This window comes from Catenulispora subtropica, from assembly GCF_039531675.1.
In the GTDB taxonomy this organism is placed as follows: Bacteria; Actinomycetota; Actinomycetes; order Streptomycetales; family Catenulisporaceae; genus Catenulispora; species Catenulispora subtropica.
Window position 1 is genome coordinate 39,614 of record NZ_BAAAQM010000041.1, and the last position, 24,895, is coordinate 64,508.

A 24,895-nucleotide genomic window follows, 5' to 3' on the forward strand; every position below is an offset into this window, starting at 1 on the left:
GTGTGACCTCCCTCTCGTGGTACGACCGTATCACGCCGTGGTACACCTGTATCATGACAGCGCACGAAGTGAAGACCAGCGAGTTCAAGACCACTGCGGCCGCCGACCGCTACCGCGCCGCCTACCAGCAGACCTTCGACCGGGTCTGGCCGGTCCCCGCCACACCCCTGGACGTCCCCACCGCCTACGGCACGACCCGCGTCCACCGCTGCGGCTCGCAGGACGGCACGCCGATCGTGCTGCTTCCGGCCTCGGGTGGAAACGCGCTGATGTGGCATCGGTACATCGAGCCCCTGAGTCGCGAGCACGCGGTCTACGCCGTGGACACCGTCGGCGAACCCGGCCTGAGCGTCCAGACCGCGCCCCTCGCCGACGGCCGGGACCTCGCCGACTGGCTCGACCAGACCCTCGACGGCCTGGACCTCGCAGGCGTTCACATCGTCGGAGCCTCCTACGGCGGCTGGGTCGCCCTGAGCCACCAGGTCCACCATCCAGGCCGGGCGGCGGGCCTCACGCTCGTGGACTCGGCCGGCTTCGCCGAGGTCGGCTTCCGTTTCTACCTCTGGCTCATCGGCGGGGGACTGGCCGGCCTGGCTCTCCGCCCGCTGCGTCCCCGGTTGGCGCGCATCGTGCACAACAGCGCCATCCTCGACGACGACCTCATGGGGCTGATGAAGGCCTCGATGGGCTTCCGGCGCAGGCTGCCGGCAGCCACCGTCTTCAGCGACGAGGAACTGGAGCGAATCCGGGTTCCCGCGCAGTTCCTGCTCGGCGCGAGCAGCGCGCTGCACCGCTCAGGTCAGGTCGCCGATCATCTTCACCGAGTCCTGCCGGCGGCGCAGGTCGAGATCGTGCCCGGCACCGGCCACGCCTTGTCCACGGACGAACCAGCCCTGGTCCTCGACCGCATCCTCCAGGCCGCCGCGCCCGCACGGGCGGACGCGGCGGAGGCTTAGCGGCTACCGGCTACCCCTGCGGCCGCCACCGTGCATGGGCCGTGCCCTCCGATCCGCTCCTGATCAGCTCCAACCGCGGACGCGGACCGTCGGTCCGGCCGGACGCCGGTTTGCGCGCGCCGGCGCGGAACGGCAGCGGCCACTCGGCGCCCGGGCCCGAGTACTCCTGCTCGACGGCCGCGTGCAGCGTCCACTGCGGGTCGTACAGGTGGGTGCGGCCCAGCGCGCACAGGTCCGCGCGTCCGGCGAGCAGGATCGAGTTCACGTCGTCGTAGGAGGAGATGGCTCCCACGGCGATGGTCGCGATGCCGGCCTCGTTTCGGATCCGGTCGGCGTACGGGGTCTGGTACGACCGGCCGTACTCCGGCTTCTCGGCCGGGGTGACCTGGCCGGTGGAGACGTCGATGGCGTCGGCGCCGTGCAGGGCGAAGGCCTTGGCGATCGTCACGGACTCGGCACCGTCCACGCCGCCGGGCGCCCAGTCGGTCGCCGACACGCGCACCGTCATCGGCCGGTCCGCCGGCCACACCGCCCGGACCGCGTCGAACACCTCCAGCGGGAAGCGCAGCCGGTTCTCCAACGGGCCGCCGTACTCGTCCGTGCGCTGGTTGGTCAGCGGCGACAGGAAGCTGGAGAGCAGGTAGCCGTGGGCGCAGTGCAGCTCCAGCAGGTCGAATCCGGCGCGCGCCCCGCGCTCGGCGGCCTCGACGAAGTCGTTCTTCACCGTTTCGAGCTCCGCTACCGAGAGCTCGTGCGGAACCTGGTTCACCCCGGGCTTGTACGGCAGGGGCGAGGGTCCGACGACCGGCCAGTTCCCGTCGGGCAGCGGCTCGTCGATGCCCTCCCACATCAGCTTGGTCGAACCCTTGCGGCCCGAGTGCCCGATCTGCAGGCCGATCGCCGCGTCGGACCGCTCGTGCACGAAGTCGACGATGCGCCGCCACGCCGCTTCCTGCTCGGCGGTGTAGAGCCCGGTGCAGCCCGGGGTGATCCTGCCGTTCGGCGAGACGCAGACCATCTCGGTCATCACCAGCCCGGCCCCGCCGAGCGCCTTCGAGCCCAGATGGACGAGGTGGAAGTCGTTGGGGACGCCGTCGACCGCCGAGTACATGTCCATCGGCGAGACGATCACGCGGTTCTTCAACGTCAGCCCGCCGAGCCGGAACGGCCGGAACATCGGCGGCGTCGGGTCGCCGCTGACCTCGGCGGCGAACTCGGGGTCGCGCAGTTTCAGGTTGTCGTACGTCACCCGCCGCGACCGGGTCAGCAGGTTGAACGCGAACTGCAGCGGCTCCTGGGCGGTGTAGCGGCCCATGTCCTCGAACCAGCGCAGGGATGCCGCCGCGGCGCGCTGCGTGGAGGCGACCACCGGCCGCCGCTCCGCCTCGTAGGCGGCCAGCGCGGACGGGATGTCCGGGTTCTCGCGCAGGCAGGCGGCCAGCGCGAGCGCGTCCTCCATGGCCAGCTTCGTGCCGGAGCCGATGGAGAAGTGCGCGGTGTGCGCGGCGTCGCCGAGCAGCACGATGTTGCCGTGCGACCAGTGCGCCGTGGTCACGGTCGGGAAGCTCAGCCACCGGGAGTTGTTGGCGATCAGCCGGTGTCCGCCGAGCATGTCGGCGAAGATGTCGGCGACGACCGCGATGCTCTCGTGGTCGCTCTCACCGGGCTGGAAGTCGCGGGCGGCGAACTTGTCGAAGCCGGCGCGGCGCCACACACGCTCGTGCATCTCGACGATGAAGGTGGAACCGTGGGCGTCGTACGGGTAGCCGTGGACCTGCATGGCGCCGTAACGCGTCAGCTGGACCTGGAAGCGGAAGGCGTCGAAGACCAGGTCGGTGCCCAGCCACATGTAGCGGCAGTCGTGGGTGCGCACCGTGGGGCCGAAGGCATCGGCGTATTCGGTGCGGATCGCAGAATTGACGCCGTCGGCGGCGACCACGAGGTCGTATTCGGCTGCCAGTTCCTCGGCCGGCGGCGCCGTGGTGAGGAACCGGACCTCGACGCCGAGGTCGGCGCAGCGCCGCTGGAGCATCTGCAGCAGCCGGACGCGGCTCAGCGCGGCGAAGCCGTGGCCGCCGGAGGTGACGACCTGACCGCGGTAGTGCACGTCGATGTCGTCCCAGCGGGCGAACTCGGCGGCCATCGCCTCGTGGATCACCGGGTCGGCGTGCTCGATCCCGCCGAGGGTCTCGTCGGAGAACACCACGCCGAAGCCGAAGGTGTCGTCGGCGGCGTTGCGCTCCCAGACGTCGACGACCGCGTCCGGGTCCAGCTGCTTGGCCAGCGCCGCGAAGTAGAGCCCGCCGGGGCCGCCGCCGACGACCGCGATCCTCACGGCACCACCGCGACGCCGGTCAGTTCCACCAGCGCCGCCGGGTCGAACAGGCCCTTGACCTCGAAGAACGCCATCGCCGGGTAGTGGCGGCCCAGGTGGCGGCGCCACACCGCGCCGAGCTCCTTGAGGTCCTTCCGGTACTGCTCGGCGTCGGTGGCGAAGACGGTGACCGTCACCAGGTGCTCCGGCGCCGCGCCGGCGGCCTCCAGCGTCGCCGCCATGTTGGCCAGCGCGAGGTCGAACTGCTCGACCAGGGTGGAGCCCGGGCTCACGGTGCCGTCCGGGTGCAGGGCCGCTTGGCCGCCCAGGTAGACCGTGCGGCCCGGGCCGGCCGCGACGGCGTGCGAGAACCCGACCGGCGCCGCCAGCTGCGGCGGGTTCACCAGCTCGTGCGGCGTGGTCATCGGCCCTCCCACTTCGGCGTCTCCTTGGCGTTGAACGCGCGGTGGAACTCGGCGTGGTCGCGGCTGTTCATCAGCAGCGCCTGCACGGCCGCGTCCATCTCCAGCGACGGCGAGAGCCCCATGTCCAGCTCGCGGGTGAGCAGCATCTTCGTCTGCGCGTAGGCCAGGGCCGGCCCCTCGGCCAGCCGCCTGGCCAACGCCGTCGTCGCCGTTTCCAGCTCCGAGTCCTCGACCAGCTCGCTGACCAGGCCGTACTTGTCGGCCTCGGGAGCCTTGACGGTGTCCCCGAGCATCAACAGCTTGGTGGCGTTGCCGAGGCCGACGATGCGGGGGAGCAGGTAGGCCGCCCCCATGTCGGAACCGGACAGGCCGACCTTCGTGAACAGGAACGCGAACCGCGCCGAGGCGGCCACGACCCGGAAGTCCGCCGCCAGCGCCAGCACCGAGCCGGCGCCCGCGGCGATGCCGTGGATCGAGGCGATGACCGGGATGGGGATCTCCCGGAGGGCGCGCACCACGTCGCCCGTCATGCGGGTGAAGGACAGGTGCTCGTCCGGGCGCATCTTCAGCAGCTCGCCGATGATCTCGTTGACGTCGCCGCCGGAGCAGAAGCCCGGACCCTCGCCGCGCAGCACCAGCACCCGGGTGTCTCCGCGGTGCGGCAGCTCGGCCAGCAGGTCGCGCAGGTCGGCGTACGCCTCGAAGGTCAGGGCGTTGATCTTGTCGGGACGGTTCAGGGTGACGGTCGCGACCCCGTCGGCGTGCTCCACGCGGAAGTGGTCCCACTGGTCGGTGAACGGGACCGAACCCCGGAACGGGCTCATGCGCTGTTCCTCCCGGTGCGCTGCGACTCTGACGGCCATCACCAATGTATGACCACCGTCATGAAAACGCCATACCCGGGGGCCGTGTCGTCCGATCCGTTCCGGAGGGCCGCTGCTTTCCGTGTAATGTTCACGCGGCGACAAGCTGTAGCAGCAGTGCTCGGCACGCACGGTTGGAGGAGGGGTACGGCTTGGCCTGGGGCGATCTGGATTCCGCCCTCGCCGCGGCCCGCCGCGGCGAGGAGACGGGATTCGCAGAGCTTTGGCATGCCCTGCATCCGCCTCTGCTGCGCTATCTGCGCGCCGTGGTCGGCGACACGGCGGAGGACGTGGCCAGCGAGACGTGGTTGCAGGCGGCCAAGGACGTGCGCGGATACCGCGGCGACGCGGCCGGCTTCCGGGTCTGGCTGTTCCGGGTGGCGCGCCACCGCGCTCTGGACGAGCTGCGCAAGACCTCCCGGCGCAAGGAGGACAACGGCGACGTCGCGGCGATCGCGACGGACTGGCCGTCCGCCGACGACACCGAGAGCGTCGCCGCCGAGCGCGAGGACACCGAGCGGGCGCTGCGGCTGATAGCCCGGCTGCCCAAGGACCAGGCCGAGGCCGTCCTGTTGCGGGTCGTCGCGGGACTCGACGTGGCCCAGACGGCGAAGGTGCTCGACAAGCGGGACGGCGCGGTGCGCATCGCCGCCATGCGCGGGCTGAAGCGGCTCGCGGTGATCCTCGCCGAGCAGGCCGACGGCGCGGGAGCCGACGGCGGGTCCGTCGAGGGCGCGGTGGACGGCGCGGTGGACGGTGCGGCGGAGCGTCCGGCCGGACGCGCGGCCCGGGCCCGTGCCACAGGGGGAGCGGAGGGGACCGGGGACGCGGGCCAGGGACGGACGGGCCGGGGCTCGCGGACGGTGAAGGGCGCGGAGCATGGCTGAGGAATTCGACGAACGTGGTCCCGGCGCGCTCAGCGACGCCGAGGCCGAGCGCCTGCTGAACGGCCCCTGGGCTCTTCCTCGGCCGGTCCGGCCCACAGATTTGCCAGACTTTGAGAGTTCTGCCGTCGCAGGGAGCACCGCGCGAGTGGCATACTCGGCCGGCTGGGATGGAGCCGACGACCCGAGCGGGCACGCCGGCGCGCGCGGCCCGGCCGGTGTCCCAGGCGTCCACGGCGCCCGAGGTGTCCAGGACCCGGCGGGCGCGGGCGGCGCGTGGCGGCCCGCCCCCGTCGCCGGTGCACCGGACAGCGGAGGTGAGATGACCGTGAGCAGCGTGGACTTCCCCATCGACCTGGCGTCGCCGGACGCCCAGGCGGTGGCTCGGCTCCTGGCGGCGGCGACCGCCCCGCCGCGGCCGCACGAGCTGCGCGGCTACGAGGCCGCCCGCCGGGCCTTCGAGCGGGCCGGCACGGCCGGGGCGACGCCGGTCCGGCGCGCCGGGCTCCCACTGCGACGGATGATCGGCGTCAAGGTCGCGGCGGTGGCCGGGGCGCTGACCGTGACCGGTGTGGCGGTGGCGGCCGAGGCCGACGTGCTGCCGACGCCCCTCCAGCGGGTCGCGCACCAGATGCTCGGCGGGGTCGGCGTGCCGGACCCGGATCCCGATCCGGCGCCGTCGACGGCCCCGGGCCTGGCCTCGAGCTCGTCCACGCGGCCGGGGACGCCGCACCCGACCGGGACGACGCCGGGCGGCAGGACCGGCAGCAGCGGCGGATCGCTGCCCGGGACGCCGACCGGGACTCCGACCGGGACCGGGAGTGCGAGCGCACCCGGCTCGAGCTCTGCGGCCGACACCGACGTGCTGACCCTGTGCCGTGCCTACACCGCGCAGGAGCAGGGCGGCGCCGCGCTCTCCGCGCCTGACCGGCGCCGTCTGGCGACGCTGGCCGGCGGCGAGGAGAAGATCGCCGGCTACTGCGCCCGGATGCTCGCGCCCGCCTCGCCGCAGCCGTCGGACAGCGCCGGTTCGAACAACGCGCCGAGCCCGTCCAAGGACCACAAGCCCACGGACCCGTCGAGCCCGGGCGCGCAGCCGACGACTCCCGGGAGCCCCGACGGCGGCAACGGCAACGGGCACGGCCGCACACCCGACCCGACGCGCACGCCGCACGCAAGCAAGCCCTGACCTGCGACGGTAACGTCGACGCGGGTCCGAACGCCTCTTCCCACAAGAGGGATCGCGGCATGCGAGCCCGGCCGTACCCATCCCTGCCGGCCGGTCCTCCGGGTTGGGCCCCGCCGTTTTCCCCGGCGGGGCACAACCGTCAGCCCACGGTGAAGGACTACCAGGAACAGTGCAGACTCCGACGGGACGGCAGCGGCCGCCGACGCATCCGATACCGCGTCCCCGTCCGCACGGCCCGGCCGATCTGGGCGTGCTCGCTGACGACCTCGACTACCTCGCCGATATGAACGGCCGCTCCCCGGCCTCGGAGCTGAGAACCGGGATGAGGAGCGCCCCAGAGGGCGGCAAGTCGGCTCCGGATTCGTACGCGGACCCGTACGCGGACCCGTACGCGGTCACCGACCCCGAAACGGGAGCCGAGCCCGCCTGGGACGACGCCGACGCCGACCCCGGACTGGAGACCGCGCCGGCGGGCCCGATCTTCGTGGACGCCTCCGGGCGGCGGCGCAAGCTCGCCCGCCGGGCGTCGCTGGCGGCGATCGCCGTCGTGGCCGGATACGCCGGTCTGCTCGCGGTGAGCTTCGCCGGCGGGCCGATCCCGCCGAAGGCGCTGCTGCCGGTGCCCGGGATGCCGGCGGAGAAGGATCCCGCGCCGGCGTCGACCTCGGTCGCCCAGAACGGCGCGGAGACCTCCGGGAAGCCGGGCGCGACCGACCATTCCGCGGGCCGGCCCAGCGGCAGCACCTCCGAGCGCAAGCCGGAGGCGCACCCCAGTTCGACCGCTGCGAAGCCGGGTCCGGGTACGTCTTCCGCTCCGCAGCCCACGGCGACCGGTACAGCGGCTCCGCCTCCGACCCCCACCTCGGCGCCGACGAGCGGCCCGGTCTCGTCGACCTCGACCAGTCACGGCAACCCGACGCCCGGGCACGGGCGCAAGTCGTCGCCGGGACCGACCGGCTGAGTCGGTGGATGAGGCCTGATGCGCGCCGACGAGCCGTCCCCGTTATCAGCTCCAGTCGCCAGAACCCGTTTCTAGCTGCCGCCCCCAGCTTCGGCTCCCCGTTCCGGAGCTGACGAGCGAACCGTCCCCCTGCTCCCCGACACCCCCCACGAGATGCCGACCCCACCTTCTCGCAACCACGATTCCGGCCCGTCCGCCCGGCCGCACTCACGCCCCGGGTCCGCGCCGCAGCCGCGCAGCCCCGGCCGCCCGCCGCGCGGGCCGAGCCGCCCGCCGCGCCAACCCCCGGTGCGGCATCGCGGCGTCAAGATGCGCAACCCGCGCAGCCACTGGCTCCTGATGGGCGCCATGATGCTGGTCCTGGCGTCGATGCTGCTGCTCGGCGGCGTGCTCGACCACCAGGTCGGCGCGGAGGGCGGAGGTGGTCCGCACACCCCGCTGGGCGCCGCGGGCGTGCCGCCGTCGGTCTCCCAGGGCGGGCCGGTCGTCGACACCCGCTCCGGGGCCGAGCGCTCCCTGTCCGCGCAGCCCGGCAAGGTCGCCCTGACCTTCGACGACGGCCCCGACCCGCGGTGGACACCCCAGGTGCTCGCGGTGCTGGCCAAGTACCACGTGCCCGCCACGTTCTTCGTGATCGGGGCGCATGTGGCGCAGAACCCGGGCATCGTCCACGACGAGGTGGCCTCGGGCAGCCAGGTCGGCATCCACACGTTCACCCACGACGACCTCGGCACCGCCCCGGACTGGCGCCGGAACCTGGAGTTCTCGCAGACGCAGTCGGTGATCGCGGGCGCGGCCGGCATCTCGACCCCCTTGCTGCGCCCGCCGTACTCCTCCGAGCCTGACGCGCTGGACCGGTTGGACTGGGGGGCCGTCCAGGACGCGGGCAAGCACGGCTACCTCGTGGTGCTCACCGACCGCGACAGCGAGGACTGGCGGCGCGAGGGCGTGCAGAAGATCCTCGACGCCTCGATACCGGCGGCGCCGGCTTCGGGCGCCGAGAACGGGCACGACCCGAAGGACCAGAAGAACCCGAAGGGCGCCGCGGCCGCTCCGCCGCCCGGGTTCGTCCTGATGATGCACGACGGAGGCGGCGACCGGTCCGAGACCGTCGCCGCCCTGGACCAGCTCATCCCGGCGTTGCAGGCCCGCGGGTACACCTTCGACACCGTCAGCGGAGCCGTCGGCGCGCCCTCGCCGCTGGCGCCGGCCGGCAGCACCGCCCGGTGGAAGGGCGCGGCCCTGATCGCCGCTGTCCAGGTCTCGGTGGCCGCCGTGCGCTGGATCGGATGGGCCGTGCTCGCCTCCGGCGTGGTCGGCGGGATCCGCGTCGTCGTCCTGCTGTTCGCCGCCCGCCGCCACAAGAAGCGGCGGGCGCGGCCGTGGGGGCCGCCGGTGCGCCGTCCGGTGTCGGTGATCGTCCCCGCGTACAACGAGGAGGCCGGGATCCGCGCGACCGTGGAGTCGCTGTCGGCCAGCCGTCACCCGATCGAGATCATCGTGGTCGACGACGGGTCGACCGACGGCACGTCCGCGGTCGTCGAGGACCTCATCCGGCACCGCCGGCCGGGCGAGCCGCCGCTGCGGCTGATCAGGCAGGCCAACGGCGGCAAGCCGGCCGCCCTCAACACCGGCGCCGCCGCCGCGCGCGGCGACCTGCTGGTGATGATGGACGGCGACACCGTCTTCGAGCCCGAGACCATCGCCTGGCTGGTCCAGCCGTTCGCCGACCCCTCGGTCGGCGCCGTGTCGGGCAACGCCAAGGTCGGCAACCGCAAGGGCATCCTGGGGCGCTGGCAGCACATCGAGTACGTCGTCGGCTTCAACCTCGAGCGCCGCATGTACGACCTGGCCGGCTGCATGCCGACGGTGCCCGGCGCGGTCGGCGCGTTCCGCCGCGAGGCGCTGGCCCGGGTCGGCGGCGTCAGTGACGACACCCTCGCCGAGGACACGGACCTGACCATGGCCGTCATCCGCGACGGCTGGCGCGCGGTCTACGAGGAACGGGCCATCGCCTGGACCGAGGCCCCGTCGTCGCTGCGGCAGTTCTGGCGGCAGCGCTACCGCTGGTGCTACGGCACGCTGCAGGCCATGTGGAAGCACCGCGGCAGCGTCCTGCGGCGCGGCAGCGAGGGCAAACTGGGCCGCCGCGGCCTGACCTACATGCTGCTGTTCCAGGTCCTGATGCCGTTGCTGGCCCCGGTGGTGGACGTGTTCGCCATATACGGACTCCTGTTCAACGACGCCGCCCGGGTCGGCGCGGTGTGGCTGGCGTTCCTGGCGGTGCAGGTCCTGATCGCGCTGTACGCGTTCCGCCTCGACAAGGAGCGCCCGACCGCCCTGTGGACGCTGCCGCTGCAACAAGTGGTCTACCGCCAACTGATGTACCTGGTGGTGATCCACTCGTTGGTCACGGCGGTCGTGGGCACCCGGCTGCGCTGGCAGCGGATGCAGCGTTACGGCTCGTTCGGCACTCCCGCCGCAGGTCAGCAGCGTATTTAGCGTCTTTCGCCGAGGGGTGTAACGCCAGAGCGGGCTGTGACGCCTATATGTCGGCGAGAAGGTGGCATCTCGTACAGCGTTCGGCTCCGGAACCCCGTCGCCCATTCCCGACGGGGCCCGGAGCCGAATGCTTATATCCGCCGTATTTCCGGCTCCCGGCCGCCCATCACGCGGCCCGGCGCCCGAAAGTCCCTTGCGATCAGCCTCCCGGCTGCGGGACCTTGGGCGCCAAGATGAATGAGAAGGAACTGGTCCGCTTGTCGAAGCGGATGTCGAACTGGCTGCGCCACAACCCCGAAGCGATCGGCCTGGCGATGGACGAGGCCGGCTGGGTGCTGGTCGACGACCTGCTGGCGCAGGCGGCCGCGCACGGCCGCGCGTTCAGCCGCGACCAGCTGGAACAGGTCGTGGCCGAGAACAACAAACGGCGCTTCGAGTTCGACGACACCGGGTCGCTGATCCGGGCCCGGCAGGGGCACTCGGTGCCGGTGGACCTGGGCTACGAGCCGGCGGCCCCGCCCGAGGTGCTGTTCCACGGCACCGGCCAGGGCTCGCTGGCCGTGATCCGCCGCGACGGGCTGCTGCCGATGGCACGGCACGCCGTGCACCTGTCCCCGGACACCGAGACCGCCGTGAAGGTCGGCAGCCGGCACGGGAAGCCGGCGGTTCTGGCCGTGGCGGCGGCGCGCATGCACGCCGACGGGCACGTGTTCTTCGTGACCGGGAACGGCGTGTGGCTGACCGAAGCCGTGCCTCCGGCGTATCTCAGCGACGTCCCGATCCGTCCGTGACCCCACGTGATATCTGTTTGCCGGGCCGCTGCCGCTCGGCGAACATCGTGCAATGCTCCTGACGATCACCGCGACGCCGCCGCCCGGCGCCGACTGGCCGGCCACCGACCTGGGCTACCTGCTCCACAAGAACCCGGAGCGGGTCCAGGTCTTCGACGTGACCTACGGCAAGGCCCACGTCTTCTATCCGGCGGCCGACCCGCGGGAGTGCACCGTCGCCCTGCTGCTCGAAGTGGACCCGGTCGCCCTGGTCCGCGGCAAGGGCCCGAACACGCCGGACTTCGCGCTCGCGCAGTACGTCAACGACCGGCCCTACGCGGCCTCCTCCCTGCTGGCCTCGGCCCTGGGCCACGTGTTCCGCACGGCCCTGCGCGGCCGCTGCGACCAGCGCCCCGAACTGGCCGCCACCCCGCTGCCGCTGCGCATCGAAGTTCCGGCCCTGATTTGCGCTGAATCCCAACGCGCTGAATCCCAACGCGCTGAATCCCAACGCGCTGAATCCAACGCCCGGGAACCGGAGCTGGCGAAGGCGCTGTTCGAACCGCTGGGCTGGACCGTCATCGCTGAACGGGTCCCGCTGGACCCCGCCTTCCCGGACTGGGGCGCCTCCCGCTACCTGAGCCTGACCCTGACCGGCACCCTCCGCCTGTCCGACGCCTTGTCGCACCTGTTCGTCCTGCTCGCCGCGCTCGACGGTGCCAAGCACTACTGGGTCGCCAGCGACGAGGTCGACAAACTGGTCCGCGTCGGCGGCGGCTGGCTCGGCAGCCACCCTCTGCGCGGCATGATCGCCCGCCGCTACCTGGCCCGCCGCCAGCCGCTGGTCCGCGAGGCTCTGGCCCGCCTGGCAGAGGTCGACGACGTGGAGCCGGAGGCGCTGGACAACGCGGTCGGGTTCGAGGCGGAGGAGGAAGCCGCGGTGCCCGGACCCGCCTCGGAGCCGAGCGAGCCGAACGGGCTGAATGAGCCGAGCGGGTTGAGCGATCCGAGCGGGTTGAGCAGGTTGAGCGGGGCGAACGAGCCGAGCGGGTCGAGCGGGCCGAAGGAACGCAAGCAGTCCCTCGCCATCGCCCGCCGCGCAGCCGTCGTCGCCAGCCTCCACGAGGTCGGGGCCGCCCGCGTCCTGGACCTCGGCTGCGGCGAGGGCGCGCTGATCCGCGACCTGCTCAAGGACCGCGCCTTCACCGACATCGTCGGCGTCGACGTCTCGGCCCGGGCGCTGCAGACGGCCGCCCGCAAGCTGCGCGTGGCCCGGCTGCCCGACCGCGTCAGGGCGCGCCTGACCCTGCGCCAGGGCGCCCTGACCTACACCGACGCCCGGCTGGCCGGCTACGACGCCGCCGTGCTCATGGAGGTCGTCGAGCACGTCGACCCGCACCGCCTGGCCGCGCTGGAGCACGCCGTGTTCCGGGCGGCGCACCCCCGCGCGGTGGTGGTCACCACGCCGAACGTCGAGTTCAACGTCCGCTACGAGACCCTCGAGGCCGGGCGGTTCCGCCACGGCGACCACCGCTTCGAGTGGACCCGGGCCGAGTTCCGCACCTGGGCCGAGCGCGTCGCCGCCGAGCACGGCTACGCCGTCCGCTTCAAGCCGGTCGGCGAGCAGGACCCCGAGCTCGGCCCGTCGACGCAGCTGGCGCTGTTCACCGTAGCTGGAAACGAGAGCACGACCGAGAACCCCACGGAGAACCCGACCGGGGCTGAGAAGGAGGTCACGGCCGATGTCTGAGCTGGCCGTCCCGGAGCTGTCGCTTGTCGTCCTGATCGGCACCAGCGGCTCCGGCAAGTCCACCTTCGCCCACAAGCACTTCCGCTCCACCGCGGTCGTGTCCTCCGACGCCTGCCGCGGCATCGTCGCCGACGACGAGAACGACCAGGCGGCCACCCCCGACGCGTTCGCGCTGCTGCACCACATCGTCGGCATCCGTCTGCGCCGCGGCCTGCTGACCGTCGTCGACGCCACCAACGTGCAGGCCAAGGCCCGCGAGGCGCTGGTCCGCGTGGCGCGCGAGCACGACGTGCTGCCGGTCGCGATCGTCCTGGACGTGCCCGAGCGGGTCTGCGTCGACCGCAACGCGGCGCGCGCCGACCGCGCCGACCTGCCCGCCCGCGTGATCTCCCGCCAGCGCCGCGAGCTCCGCAACGGCCTGCGCGGTCTGGCCCGTGAGGGCTTCCGCAAGGTCCACGTGCTGCGCGGCGTCGAAGAGGTCGACGAAGCCGTCATCGCGTACGAGAAGGCCTACAACGACAAGCGCGACCTCACCGGCCCGTTCGACGTCATCGGCGACGTCCACGGCTGCCGCTCGGAGCTCGAAACGCTGTTGACCACGCTCGGTTACGCCCTGGTCCGCGACGACCTCGGCCGCCCGGTGGACGCCGCGCACCCCGACGGCCGCACCGCCGTGTTCGTCGGGGACCTCGTCGACCGCGGCCCCGACACCCCGGGCGTGCTGAGGCTGGCGATGGGCATGGTGGAGGCCGGGCACGCGCTGTGCGTCACCGGCAACCACGAGAACAAGCTGGTCCGCGCGCTGGACGGCCGCAACGTCAAGGTCGCGCACGGCCTGGCCGAGTCGCTGGAGCAGCTCGGCGCCGAGGACGAGGACTTCCGCAAGCGGGTCCGCGCCTTCTGCGACGGCCTGATCAGCCACTACGTGCTGGACGGCGGCAAGCTGGTCGTGGCGCACGCCGGCCTGAAGGAGGAGTTCCACGGCCGCGCCTCGGGCCGGGTGCGCTCGTTCGCGATGTACGGGGAGACCACCGGCGAGACCGACGAGTTCGGCCTGCCGGTGCGCTACCCGTGGGCCCACGACTACCGCGGCCAGGCCACGGTGCTCTACGGCCACACCCCCGTCCTGGACCTGGAGTGGGTCAACAACACCCTGTGCCTGGACACCGGCGTCGTGTTCGGCGGCCGGCTCAGCGCTCTGCGCTACCCCGAGCGCGAGCCGGTCTCGGTGCCGGCCGAACAGGTCTGGTACGAGCCCGTGCGTCCGCTGGAGGCCGCCACGTTCGCCTCGGCCGCCGGCGTGGTGCGCCGCGACCCCGGCGTGCTGGACCTGGACGACGTCCTGGGCCGCCGCACCGTGGAGGCCCGGCACCTGGGACGGGTCACGGTGCAGGAGGAGAACGCCGCCGCCGCGCTGGAGGTGATGAGCCGGTTCGCGGTGGACCCGCGCTGGCTGGTGTACCTGCCGCCCACGATGGCGCCGTGCGGGACCTCGACGCTGCCCGGGTTCCTGGAGCACCCGGCTGAGGCGTTCCAGGCCTACCGGGATGAGGGCGTCAGGGAACTGCTGTGCGAGGAGAAGCACATGGGCTCACGCGCCGTGGTCATCCTCGCCCGCGACCTGGACGCCGCCCGGAACCGCTTCGGCGTCGACGACGGAAGCACCGGCGCCGTCTACACCCGCACCGGGCGTCCGTTCTTCGACCGGCCCGAGCGGGTGGAGGCGGTGCTGGCACGGGTCCGGTCGGCCGCCGACACCGCAGACCTGTGGGCGGAGCTGGGAACGGACTGGCTGCTCCTGGACTGCGAACTCCTGCCCTGGTCCGCCAAGGCGATGGGACTGCTGCGGGACCAGTACGCGGCCGTCGGCGCCGCGGCGCGCGCATCGCTGGCCGCGGCGACCTCCGTGCTGTCCGCCGCGGCGGCGCGCGGTCTGGACGTCGGCGAGCTCGCCGCGCGGCAGGAACGCCGGCTGGCCGGCGCCCTCGCCTTCACCACCGCCTACGGCCGCTACTGCTGGCCGGTCGACGGCCTGGAGGGACTGCGGCTGGCACCGTTCCAGATCCTGGCGTCGCAGGGCGGGAACCACGCCGTCGGCAAGGACAACGCCTGGCACCTCGAGCTGGCCGACCGCCTGGTCGCCGCCGACCCGGACTTCTTCACCCGGACCGGGCGCCGCGTCGTCGACCTCGACGACGAGACTTCGGTGGCCGACGCGACGGCCTGGTGGCAGACGATGACCGCGGCCGGCGGCGAGGGCATGGTGGTCAAGCCGCTGCACGGCTTCACCCCCGGCCCCCGCGGCCCGGTGCAGCCCGGCGTGAAGTGCCGCGGCCCGGAGTACCTGCGGATCATCTACGGCCCCGAATACCTGGAGCCGGAGAACCTCGAGCGGCTGCGGCGGCGCGGTCTGGGACGCAAGCGGTCGCTGGCGAGCCGGGAGTACGCGCTCGGGCTGGAGTCGCTGGAGCGGTTCGTGGGCGGCGAGCCCCTGTGGCGGGTGCACGAGGCGGTGTTCGCGGTGCTGGCGCTGGAGTCCGAACCGGTGGACCCCCGGCTGTAGGTACCGTTACCAGCATGACAGCGCAGCAGGTGACCTTGCGGAAGATGACGGCGGCGGAGTACCGGGCCGCGACCGAGCACCGCGAGCTGGAGTCGGTGCGGGCCCTCGGGAGACTGATGCCCGAGGAGCTCGCCTGGGAGCGGGTCCGGGCGGGAACCGCGAGGTTCCTGCCCGACGGCCTCGACACCTCCGGCCACCACCTGCTGACGGCGGAGAACGCCGCCGGCGCGGCGGTCGGCAACGCGTGGGTCGGCCCGGACCCCGGCAAGGCCGCCTCCACCGCGGCCGCGGCCTGGCTGTACGACGTCAACGTGTTCGAACAGTTCCGGCGCCGTGGCTACGGCTCCGCGATCCTCACCGCCGTCGAGGTGCTCATCGCGCAGGAGGGCAAGACCGCGCTGGGCCTGAACGTCGTCGGCGACAACGAGGCGGCGATCGGGCTGTACCGCCGCCTCGGCTACGACGTCGCGTCCATGACCATGCGCAAGGAGATCTAGTTCCGCGATCAAGTTCCGCGTTACGGTGGGGCATGGCCTGGCACGCGACAGCTGACGTAGAAGTGTTTGAAGACGCGGCCTGGAGCTTCCTCCTCGCCGATCCCGTGCGCAACACCGTGCTGCTGAGCGTCACGGCGACTCTTCGGCGAAGCGGCGTCGACATCTTCGGCACCGGCGCTCCGCGGTTCGGCTGGTACCAGCCCGCCGGCGAGCGGGTCCAGGGCGTGTTCCTGCGTACGCCACCGCACCCGGCGCTGCTCTCCGGCATGCCGCCGCACGCCGCTGAAGCCTTGGTCGCGGAGCTGCCGGAGGTGACCGCCGTCGACGGTGCCTCCGACGTCGTCACGGCGTTCTCCGACACCTGGGTCGCCGCGGCGCCCGGCCGCGCCGCCGAGGTCACCGCCCGCCACCGGCTCTACCGCCTGACGGACCTCACCCCGCCACAGCCGATGCCCGAAGGCGCCGCGCGGCTCGCCGGCCCGGCCGACCGCGCCGTGCTGCTCGACTGGTTCGCCGCGTTCGCCGACGAGGCGGACGAACCCGCCGCCGCCTCGGCCCGCCTCGTCGACGACCGCATGGAACACGGCGGCATGGTGCTCTGGGAGGTCGACGGCGTCCCGGTCTCCATGGCCGGTGCGACCCCGTCCGTCGGCGGCATGGTGCGGGTCGGCCCCGTCTACACCCCGCCGACACTGCGCGGCCGCGGCTACGCCGGCGGCGTCACCATGGCGATCAGCCGTCGCGCCCAGGATGCCGGCAACGAGGCCGTCCTGTTCACCGATCTGGCCAACCCCACCAGCAACGCCCTTTACCAGCGCCTCGGCTACCGCGAAGTCCAGGACTACCGCACCGTCAAGCTCGGCGGGTCCTGATCCCGCCGCGCAAAAATCGATCGCCGTCTTCTGAAGCCTGCCTCTACGGTCGTGGAGGTCTGTCTCCGGACCACCTCACGACTCACGAAGACGAGGAAGGCCATGTCCACCCTGCGTGTCACCGCCGAGCCGCTGACGATCCACGTCCACCCCGACGCCGACGCGTTGGAGCTGGCGCAGGTCGGCCTCTACCGGGCCGTCGTCGCCAAGGGCGCCTATCGGACCGGTGACCACGCGATATACGTCCCCGAACAGGCCGTGCTGCCGCCGGATCTGATCGACGAGCTCGGGCTCACCGGCCGCCTGGCCGGACCGGCCAAGGACCGCGTCAAGGCCATCCGCCTGCGCGGCGAGCTGTCGCAGGGCATCGTCTGCCTGCCGAAGGCCCTCGCCGACGTCGACCTGGCCGCCGCCCACCGCGACGGGGAGGACTTCGCCGAGCGGCTGGGCATCGTCAAGTGGGTGCCGCCGGTGCCGGTGAGCATGTCCGGCGACGTGGTCTCGGCAGCCGACCTGCTGCCGTGGACCGACATCGAGAACATCGCCCGCTACCCCGGCATCTTCGAACCCGGAGAACCGGTGTCCGCCACCGAGAAGGTGCACGGGACCTGCTGCCTGTACACGTACCTGGCCGAGACCGGCGAGAGCCTGGTGACGTCCAAGGGCTTCGGAGCCAAATACCTGGCACTGGCCGAGGCCGACCGGAACCTGTACTGGCGCGCCGTCCACGGCTACCGGCTGCCCGAGGCCGCCGTCCGGATCGCCGAGTCCTACGGCGCGCGGCGCGTCGGCATCTACGGAGAGGTCTACGGCAAGGGCGTCCAGGACCTGGCCTACGGGGCCGACGCCCAGGACAAGCCCGGCTACGCCGTCTTCGACGTCTGCGTCGACGTCGACGGCGTCGTGCGCTGGCTGGACGCCCCGGAGCTGACCGAGGCGCTGGCCGCCGTCGCCGATCTGGAGATACCCCGGGTCCCGGTCCTGTACGAGGGCCCTTACGATGAGGCGCTGCTGCTGGCTCTGGCCTCCGGCGAGGAGACCGTCAGCGGCACCGGGGCGCACATCCGGGAGGGCATCGTCGTGCGGGCCCGGAAGGAGCACCGCAACGACGTGGTGGGAAGCCGCACGATCGGCAAGATCGTGTCGGCCGAGTACGTGACGAGGAGTGGGGGGACCGAGTATGAGTGACCAGGTGACCGCGGGGGAGCGCCCGCTGCTGTCCGACGTCCTGGATCCGGACGAGCTGGCCCGCGAGATCGCGGACGAGCGGGTCACGCGCCGCGCGCACCCGGCCCTGCCGCTGTCGATCTACTCCTACAGCCGCACCTGCCAGTACGACCAATACTGGACGCCGGTCACCGTCCGCACCCGCGGCCTGGTCGTGGACGACACGACCGGCCGCGTGGCGGCCTGGTGCCTGCCGAAGTTCTTCAACCACGGCCAGCACGGCAAGTTCGACTACGCCCCGCCGCTGCCCGACGAGCCGTTCGAGGTCTACGACAAGGTCGACGGCTCCCTCGGGATCGTCTTCCACTACGACGGCGCCTGGCGGGCGGCGTCGAAGGGCTCGTTCATCTCCGACCAGGCCGCGTGGGCGCAGCGCTACCTCGACAAGGCCGACACCGCAGGGCTGGACCCCTCGGTGACCTACCTCGCCGAGATCGTCTACCCCGAGAACCGCATCGTCGTGAACTACGGCGACCGCCGCGACCTGGTGCTGCTGGCCGCGTTCCGGGCCGACGGCACCGAGCTGCCGCTGCGCGAGGCCGCCGCGGCGTGGCAGGGCGTCGGCAGCGTCGTGCGCACCTACGACTGGTCCGACACCTTCGGCGTGATCGCGGCGCTGGCGGAGAAGAACCAGCATCTCGACGGCGCCGACGCCACCGGCACCGACGCCGAGGGCTGGGTCGTCCGCTTCGCCTCCGGCGTCCGGACCAAGACCAAGCTGACCGGCTACGTCTCCCTGCACTACCGGCTGACCAGCGTCACGCCCAAGCACATCTGGCGGGCGCTGGCGGTGCAGCGCCATCCGGAGGCCACCGACGTGCAGATCGCCCAGGCGATCGGGGTGCAGACCAACGAGGTCGTCGGGATGCGGCGCATCCCCGGAGGGCCGATGGCGCCGCTGCTGGAGGACGTGCCCGACGAGTACGACGCCTGGGTGCGCGGGGTCTGCGACGACCTGACGGCGCGCGCCGCCGAGCTGACTGCGAAGATCGAGGGCGCGCACGGGTCGCTGGCGCACCTGGCGGGGGACCGCGGCGCGTACGCGCGCGCCGCGAAGGACTTCGACGGCTTCGTGCGGTCCGGGATGTTCCTGCTGCTGGACGGCCGGCCGATCGCGATGCACGTGTGGCGCGCGGTGAAGCCGGAGGCCGTGGAGGCGTTCCGGGACGACGACGAGAACTGAGGGTGGGGCTGTGATGCAGGACCTGCGGGACGAGGACTACACCGACGACGTCCCGGGCGGTTTCGAGGCGCCGGTGCCCACCGGGCCCGGCGTGCCGGCCGGCAAGCCGGTGGTGCACCTGATGCGCGGCCTGCCCGCGTCGGGCAAGTCGACGCGGGCGCGGGAGCTGATGGCCGCCTCGCAGGGCCGGATGCGCCGGGTCAGCCTGGACGACCTGCGCCGGATGCTGGACGACAACGACGGCTCCAAGCGGCTCGGGCGCGCGCACGAGGAGACGGTGCTGGCGGTGCAGGACGCGACGGTGCTGGCCGCGGTCGAGTCCGGGTTCGACGTGGTCGTGGACAACACGCACCTGGTGTCGCGGATCCCCAAGCGGCTCAAGCAGCTGCTCGGCGGGCGGGCGGAGTTCCGGGTGCACGACCTGACGGACGTGGACGTCGAGGAGTGCGTCCGCCGCGACGCGCTGCGCCCGAACCCGGTGGGGGAGGAGCACATCCGCTCGATGGCGCTGCGGCTGGCCTCGACGAAGGCCTCGGGCTGGAAACTGAGCGAGGCCCAGCTGAACGAGGTCCTGCCGGCGCGGACCTACGTGGCGGACCCGGCGCTGCCGGCCGCCGTGCTGTGCGACATCGACGGCACGCTCGCTGACAACAAGAACCGGGGGCCGTACGACTGGGCGAAGGTGGAGACCGACGAGCTGATCGTCGCCACCGCCGACGCGCTGACCGCGTTCGCCGCGCGCGGGGACCGCATCATCCTGATGTCGGGCCGGGGCGAGGACGTGCGCGAGGGCACGGAGCGCTGGCTGGCCGCGAACGGGGTCGCGTACGACGAGCTGTGGATGCGCAAGGCCGGGGACCAGCGGGCGGACGACGTCGTGAAGAGCGAGCTGTTCGACGCGCACGTGCGGCACCGGTTCGCGGTCCGGGTCGTCCTGGACGACCGGTCGCGCGTGGTGGCGCTGTGGCGGCGGATGGGGCTGGCCTGCTGGCAGGTCGACTACGGGGACTTCTGAGGCCAAGCGATGAAGGACGAGTACGGGGACGCGGAAGCGGGCGCGGACGCGATCGGCCTGGCCGCGATCCGCGCCTCGTACGACACCGTCGCCGCCGATTATGCGGAGTTGGCGGCGACGGCGTTCGACGCGTTGTCGGAAGACCACAAGGTGCTCGCCGATTTCGCCGACCGGGTGCGCGGGGACGGACTCGGCCCGATCGCCGATCTGGGCTGCGGGCCGGGACACGTGACGGCGTTCCTGGCCGGCCGCGGTGGGCCGGTGTTCGGGGTCGATCTGTCGCCGGGGATGATCGCGGTGGCCGAGTCGAAGTACCCTGACCTGCGCTTCCATGTCGGGTCGATGACTCGGCTGGCGCTCGCCGACGCTTCGCTCGGCGGGGTGCTGACGTGGTACTCGACGCACCACATGCCGGCCGGGCTCGTGGCGGAGGCGTTCACGGAGGTGTGTCGGGTGCTGGCACCGGGCGGACGGCTGTTGTGGGGTTCCCACGCCGGGACGGGGGAGCGGGTCGCGAAGACGGAGGCCTATGGGCATCCGGTGTCGTACGAGTCGCATCTGCTGCCGGTCGATCAGGTCGCGGGCCTGATCGAGGCGGCGGGGCTCCGGATCACCGCGCGGCAGGAGGAGCAGGTGCCCGGGTCGCAACGGTGGCACGCGCGGTTGTGGGCTGTGAAGGCCGGCGTTGTCGGTGCGGCCGACTAGCGTCGCGCCGCATGGGAGTCCTCTTCGACTATTTCTCAGCTGCCGACGACGCGGCGGCCGCCGAGGCGATCGACATGGTCGGCGGCCCGGGGAAGTTCCAGCTGCCGATGCCGTTCGCCCGGCTGCAGGCCGAGTACGGTCACGACGGTGCGATGGAGTTCTTCAAGCCCCAGGTCAGGGTCTCGGAGTACGGGTTCCCCTCGGTGTCGGCGAAGAACTTCGATCCCGTCGTCGACCTGGGGGCGATCGAGGAGTCGCTGACGGGGGTCTCCGGCGACGCGCTCATGGCGCGGGAGGCGGAGCCGGTCGCGATACGGGACGAGGGCGAGTGCCTCGTGCTGCCGATCAGCGACGCGACGAGCGCGGCGTTGGCGGCGGCGACCGGGCCGGAGCTCACAACGGCGGCGCAGGCCTGGGCGGAGGAGTCCGCGCTCCCGGGATCCCCCACCCCGGACCTGGAGCCGATCGTGCGACTGCTCACGGCGCTGGGGGAGCTGGCACGAGGTGCGGCTGAGCGCGGGGAGCGGCTGTACTGCTGGATGTGTCTGTAAGGGAGCCGCGCAGGCCGGAGGCCAACCGCGCGGGCCGCAACCCGGGCGCCAGGAACAGCGTCACCACCACGGACAGCACGGCCATCACCGTCATCGCCGCGGCCGGCGAGGACCACTGGGCGATGACGCCCGCGGTCGCCGCGCCGACGCCCTGCATCGTCAGCATCCCCGAGGAGTGCAGGCCGAGCGCCTGCCCGCTCAGCTCGTCGGGTGTCAGGGCCATGAGGCTCTCCTGCAGCAGCAGGCTGGCGGCGAAGCCGACCGAGGCGATCATGACGGTCGCGGCCGCCAGCGGGAGCGACGGGTGCACGGCGAACGCGAGGTAGGGGGCTGCGAGCAGCAGACGCAGCGGCGGCCCGAGGACCGCTCGCCAGCGCGCTGGGAGGAAGCGCCCGGCCGTGATGTCGCCGAGCAGCATGCCGAAGGCGGCGAAGGCGAACAGGACGCCGGCGTGCCGCGGTGAGTAGGCGACGAACAGGGACTCGCAGCCGACTATCAGGCCATTGGGAACCCACAGTGCGAGGAACACGTAACGGCGCTGCACCGAGGACCACAGGACCGCGTTGTTGCGCCACGTCTGCCGGATCGACGCTCGCCCGGCTGCGCGCGGCGGCCGGCGGCTCAGGCCCAGGCGGGCCGTGAGGGCGGCGGCGAGGTACAGGCCCGCGCCGACCAGCAGCGTGGCGCGCGGCGTCAGGGCCGTGACCAGCAGGCCGCCGAGGCCGTAGCCGGAGATCTGCATCAGGCCGGTGGACATGTTCAGGACCGAGCGGCCGAGCAGGTAGCCGTCCTTGGGGACGATCTCGTTGAGCAGACCGTAGCGCACCCCGCCGCCGACGGAGGCCAGCGTCCCGATCACCACCAGGATGCCGAAGGCGGCGGCGACCGGGAGCCCGGGAACCGCCTGCGCGGCGGTGGCGAGCGCGAACATGAGGGCGAGCCCGGACAGCGCCGCGCGCGGCGCGAGGCGGTCCGCGGCCGACATGAGCGCGGTCGCGCCGACGACCTGCGCGAGGCTGGGGCCGAACATGCTGAGCGCGGACAGCAGCGGCGAGCCGGTCGCGGCGAAGATCAGGGTGCCGAGCGCCAGGCCGCTGACGGTCTGCCCGGCGACCTGCGCCAGGCTCATGAAGAAGAGGGATCCGAACTCCGGCACCGCGAAGAGCTGTCGATACGTTCGCATGCCCGAAGTCTCGGCCCGGGTGCCGCGGGACCGTTACTGTTTCGCATGGAGGCGAAACGATGGGGTTCTGGCAGGTTGACACGGACACGCTGGCCAGCGGGCGGTTCGTCGTGTCGCCGCTGGCCGAGACGCTGGCCTGCCTGCACACCCTGTACCGGGGCACGACGGCCCACCCCGCCGAGCGGGTCTGGCTCGACGCGCACCGTCCCGCCTTCCAGGCCATGGTCGCGGCCGACCCCCTGACCGGGCCGCTGCTCGACGCGGCGATGGGACTGCGCACGCACTGGATCGCCGATCTGCTCACCCCGGTGCCGTTCGAGGACGCGCCGAGCTTCGAGCAGGAGCTTCGGCGTACCCGGGAGACGCCCGCGGACCGGGCGCGCGCGAACCTCGTCGTGTCCTCCGGCGGACCGCTGCCGGAGCTGCTCGAGGACGCCGACATCGCCGGGCGGCTCGCGGACGTCCTGGCCCGGGTGTGGACCGCGACGGTGGCGCCGACCTGGGAGCGCCGCCGCCGGATCATGGAAGCGGACGTCATCTCCCGTACCGCGCAGCTGAGCCGCACCGGCTGGGCGGCGGCGCTGAACGACATGCGGCCGGGGATGCGATGGCTCGGCGACGGACGTCTGCAGATCAACGTCCACGACTTCCCGCCGAGACAGACCGCCGGCGCCCGCCTGTACTTCGCTCCGGTCACCCCGGCCCGCGGCTGGGTGGCCTGGGACGACACGCCGCGCTACGCGATCGTCTACCCCTGCTCGGGCGTCCTGGCCGACGTCGACGAGACGACCCTGCCCGAACCCCTCGCCCGGTTGCTCGGAACGAACCGCGCGCTGATCCTGGTCCTGCTCGACGCGCCGAAGAGCACCACGCAGCTGGTCGCGCTGACGGACCAGACGCTCGGCTCGGTCGGCCGCCACCTCCGGATCCTGCTCGACGCCGGCCTCGTCCGCCGCCGCCGCTCGGGCAAGTCCGTGCTCTACTACCGCACGGCGGGCGGCGACGTGCTGGTCGAAGGCGCGTCGAGGCCGCCCGAGACCTGAGCCACGACCTCGACGGCCGCCCGCGCCGCCGCGTCGAAGGGCCTCACAATTCCTGAGGCCCGGCGCAGCACCTGCGCGCCCTACCTGGATCCGGCCGGCCCTCCTTCGGGACGGCCGGCCGGATCGGTGTTCACTGCCGGATCTGTGGCTCTACGGGTGATCAGCCGCTCAGGTCAGAGCGACCAGCTTCTGCACGTCCGCGATCACCTTCGGCAGCCCCGGCGCCTCGATGATCGCCCGCGCCTCCTGCGGCGTCAGGCCCGGACCCTGCGGGGCGGTCTCGACGGGCTTGCCGATTTCCAGCACGTCCGGGAACGTCATCGAGGTGAACGTCTGCGGCTTGCCGAAGACGGAAAGCGTGACCGACGAGTCGGTGGACTTCCCGACCCATCCCGCATACACGCCGAGCCGGGCTTTGCCGTCCGGGCCCATCTTCTGGAAGCCGGGACCGTCGGAGGGGACGAAACACAGCGCTTCGGCCGGGCACTTGATCTGGTCCTCAGCCCCGGTGAGGCTGTGCCACTGGAAGGCGTTCACCCCATCGGGACCGACGAGTTCGAGCTCACCGGGCGCCCCCGGACTGAGCTTCAGCCGGAATCCCGGTGGCAGCACGGTCCCGGCCTCGGCGTTGATCTTCGCCTCGATGGTGTACCGCTTCCGGACCGCGGCGGCCGAGGCCTTGGCCGACGGGTCCAGAAGCTGCCGGAGCTTCGCGAATCCCGGCGCCTCCACCATCTTCTTGAAGGCTGTCGCGTCGATGGGCGAGGAATCGAAGGGCGTGGGCGTACGGAAGCCGAAGACGGCGAAGCGGACCGGCGGCGCAGCGGCGTCGGTGGGCGTGAACTCGTAATAGACCGGGCCCTTGGTGCTGTCGCCGGACGGCACCGTCATCCGGATCGAGCCACCGGTCACGGCGACCGGTTTCACCGAGGCCTTGGCGAACGCTTCGGCGGCCCCGCTCTCGCCGCCGATGATCTGCAGGACATACTCGGTCCCCCCCGACTCCACCGCGAAAGCGGGCGAGAAGTCGCCGGTCAGGAACGACTTCGAATCGTTGCCGATCTGCGGATCGCGGCGCACCGTCATCCCGGCCGGCAACAACGGGCCGAGCACCCCCGGCAGCTGCTCCGCGATCTCCCGCTGCCGGTCGGCGTACGTGGGACCGGCATCCTCGTATGACTGCGGCGAGACGTTCGCCGACTCCGTTCCGAGCGACCAACTCCCCCCGCCGCGGCCGCCGGCCACCGTCGCCGCCCCGGCGACCACCGCCAGCACGCTCAGGGTCGCCCCGGCCACGGCGAACCCGCGCCGCCGGTTGGCCGCCATCCCCTGCGCGATCGCGCCGTCGGCCAGATCCGCGCGGTGCGTCGGCTCCGGCTCCTCGAAGAGCCGGCCGATCACGGCATGGACCACCAGGTCCGAATTCTCTGATTCCACTGCTG

21 protein-coding genes are annotated in these 24,895 nt (G+C 72.5%); 16 read left to right on the plus strand and 5 right to left on the minus strand.

Going from position 1 to position 24,895, the window contains the following annotated elements:
- The first annotated feature begins 53 nt into the window (after positions 1-53).
- On the plus strand, positions 54-956 hold the full coding sequence (locus ABD466_RS29615) for an alpha/beta fold hydrolase (RefSeq protein WP_344660488.1): 903 nt from the start codon (positions 54-56) through the stop codon (positions 954-956).
- Positions 957-966: 10 nt separating this feature from the next.
- Here the strand turns inward: ABD466_RS29615 and ABD466_RS29620 are convergent, their stop codons facing one another.
- From ABD466_RS29620 to ABD466_RS29630, 3 genes are read right to left on the minus strand one after another with little or no spacing between them, the layout of a single operon-like run.
- On the minus strand, positions 967-3,291 hold the full coding sequence (locus ABD466_RS29620; RefSeq protein ID WP_344660489.1) for a bifunctional salicylyl-CoA 5-hydroxylase/oxidoreductase: 2,325 nt from the start codon (positions 3,289-3,291) through the stop codon (positions 967-969).
- Positions 3,288-3,695 carry a RidA family protein gene (locus tag ABD466_RS29625; RefSeq protein WP_344660490.1) on the minus strand — a complete coding sequence of 136 codons (408 nt, stop codon included), beginning with the start codon at positions 3,693-3,695 and terminating at the stop codon, positions 3,288-3,290. The genes ABD466_RS29620 and ABD466_RS29625 overlap by 4 nt, the downstream gene beginning before the upstream one ends.
- Positions 3,692-4,519 (minus strand): enoyl-CoA hydratase family protein, encoded by an 828-nt coding sequence (locus tag ABD466_RS29630; RefSeq protein WP_344660491.1) that lies wholly within the window; start codon positions 4,517-4,519, stop codon positions 3,692-3,694. The genes ABD466_RS29625 and ABD466_RS29630 overlap by 4 nt, the downstream gene beginning before the upstream one ends.
- 191 nt (positions 4,520-4,710) lie before the next feature.
- Here ABD466_RS29630 and ABD466_RS29635 point away from each other — a divergent pair, with 191 nt between their 5' ends.
- The 14 genes from ABD466_RS29635 to ABD466_RS29700 all read left to right on the plus strand — a co-directional run bounded on the left by ABD466_RS29635 (position 4,711) and on the right by ABD466_RS29700 (position 21,227).
- Positions 4,711-5,445 (plus strand): RNA polymerase sigma factor, encoded by a 735-nt coding sequence (locus ABD466_RS29635; RefSeq protein WP_344660492.1) that lies wholly within the window; start codon positions 4,711-4,713, stop codon positions 5,443-5,445.
- Positions 5,446-5,764: 319 nt separating this feature from the next.
- Positions 5,765-6,631, plus strand: a complete 867-nt coding sequence (locus tag ABD466_RS29640; RefSeq protein WP_344660493.1) for a hypothetical protein — start codon at positions 5,765-5,767, stop codon at positions 6,629-6,631.
- Positions 6,632-6,800: 169 nt separating this feature from the next.
- Positions 6,801-7,592, plus strand: coding sequence for a hypothetical protein (locus ABD466_RS29645; protein WP_344660494.1), 792 nt, complete (start codon positions 6,801-6,803; stop codon positions 7,590-7,592).
- 309 nt (positions 7,593-7,901) lie between these two features.
- Positions 7,902-10,094: a bifunctional polysaccharide deacetylase/glycosyltransferase family 2 protein gene (locus tag ABD466_RS29650; RefSeq protein ID WP_344660495.1), complete on the plus strand. Its 2,193-nt coding sequence runs from the start codon at positions 7,902-7,904 to the stop codon at positions 10,092-10,094.
- A gap of 233 nt (positions 10,095-10,327) precedes the next feature.
- Positions 10,328-10,885 carry an RNA 2'-phosphotransferase gene (locus tag ABD466_RS29655; protein ID WP_344660496.1) on the plus strand — a complete coding sequence of 186 codons (558 nt, stop codon included), beginning with the start codon at positions 10,328-10,330 and terminating at the stop codon, positions 10,883-10,885.
- Positions 10,886-10,937: 52 nt separating this feature from the next.
- Positions 10,938-12,614 (plus strand): 3' terminal RNA ribose 2'-O-methyltransferase Hen1, encoded by a 1,677-nt coding sequence (locus ABD466_RS29660; RefSeq protein WP_344660497.1) that lies wholly within the window; start codon positions 10,938-10,940, stop codon positions 12,612-12,614.
- Positions 12,607-15,177, plus strand: coding sequence for a polynucleotide kinase-phosphatase (locus tag ABD466_RS29665; protein WP_344660498.1), 2,571 nt, complete (start codon positions 12,607-12,609; stop codon positions 15,175-15,177). Before ABD466_RS29660 ends, ABD466_RS29665 begins: the two co-directional genes overlap by 8 nt.
- Before the next feature lie 14 nt (positions 15,178-15,191).
- Positions 15,192-15,674, plus strand: coding sequence for a GNAT family N-acetyltransferase (locus ABD466_RS29670; protein ID WP_344660499.1), 483 nt, complete (start codon positions 15,192-15,194; stop codon positions 15,672-15,674).
- A gap of 62 nt (positions 15,675-15,736) precedes the next feature.
- A complete protein-coding gene (locus ABD466_RS29675; protein ID WP_344660500.1) occupies positions 15,737-16,546 on the plus strand; it encodes a GNAT family N-acetyltransferase in 810 nt (269 codons plus the stop codon).
- A 102-nt stretch (positions 16,547-16,648) separates the two neighbouring features.
- Positions 16,649-17,734, plus strand: a complete 1,086-nt coding sequence (locus tag ABD466_RS29680; protein ID WP_344660501.1) for an RNA ligase (ATP) — start codon at positions 16,649-16,651, stop codon at positions 17,732-17,734.
- Entirely contained in the window at positions 17,727-18,956 is a 1,230-nt protein-coding gene (locus tag ABD466_RS29685; RefSeq protein WP_344660502.1) for an RNA ligase, read from the plus strand. Before ABD466_RS29680 ends, ABD466_RS29685 begins: the two co-directional genes overlap by 8 nt.
- Positions 18,957-18,969: 13 nt before the next feature.
- Positions 18,970-19,971 carry a phosphatase domain-containing protein gene (locus tag ABD466_RS29690; protein ID WP_344660503.1) on the plus strand — a complete coding sequence of 334 codons (1,002 nt, stop codon included), beginning with the start codon at positions 18,970-18,972 and terminating at the stop codon, positions 19,969-19,971.
- A 9-nt stretch (positions 19,972-19,980) separates the two neighbouring features.
- Entirely contained in the window at positions 19,981-20,676 is a 696-nt protein-coding gene (locus tag ABD466_RS29695) for a class I SAM-dependent methyltransferase (RefSeq protein ID WP_344660504.1), read from the plus strand.
- Positions 20,677-20,687: 11 nt separating this feature from the next.
- A complete protein-coding gene (locus ABD466_RS29700; RefSeq protein WP_344660505.1) occupies positions 20,688-21,227 on the plus strand; it encodes a hypothetical protein in 540 nt (179 codons plus the stop codon).
- Here ABD466_RS29700 and ABD466_RS29705 read toward each other — a convergent pair.
- Positions 21,154-22,410, minus strand: a complete 1,257-nt coding sequence (locus tag ABD466_RS29705) for an MFS transporter (RefSeq protein ID WP_344660506.1) — start codon at positions 22,408-22,410, stop codon at positions 21,154-21,156. The genes ABD466_RS29700 and ABD466_RS29705 overlap by 74 nt on opposite strands.
- 59 nt (positions 22,411-22,469) lie before the next feature.
- On the opposite strand from ABD466_RS29705, the gene ABD466_RS29710 reads away from it, so the two are divergent.
- Positions 22,470-23,453 (plus strand): ArsR/SmtB family transcription factor, encoded by a 984-nt coding sequence (locus ABD466_RS29710; RefSeq protein WP_344660507.1) that lies wholly within the window; start codon positions 22,470-22,472, stop codon positions 23,451-23,453.
- Positions 23,454-23,621: 168 nt separating this feature from the next.
- On the opposite strand, the gene ABD466_RS29715 is transcribed toward ABD466_RS29710, so the two are convergent.
- The gene (locus tag ABD466_RS29715; protein ID WP_344660508.1) at positions 23,622-24,890 is read right to left on the minus strand and encodes a hypothetical protein; all 1,269 of its coding nucleotides are present in this window, start codon (positions 24,888-24,890) and stop codon (positions 23,622-23,624) included.
- Between the last annotated feature and the right edge of the window lie 5 nt (positions 24,891-24,895).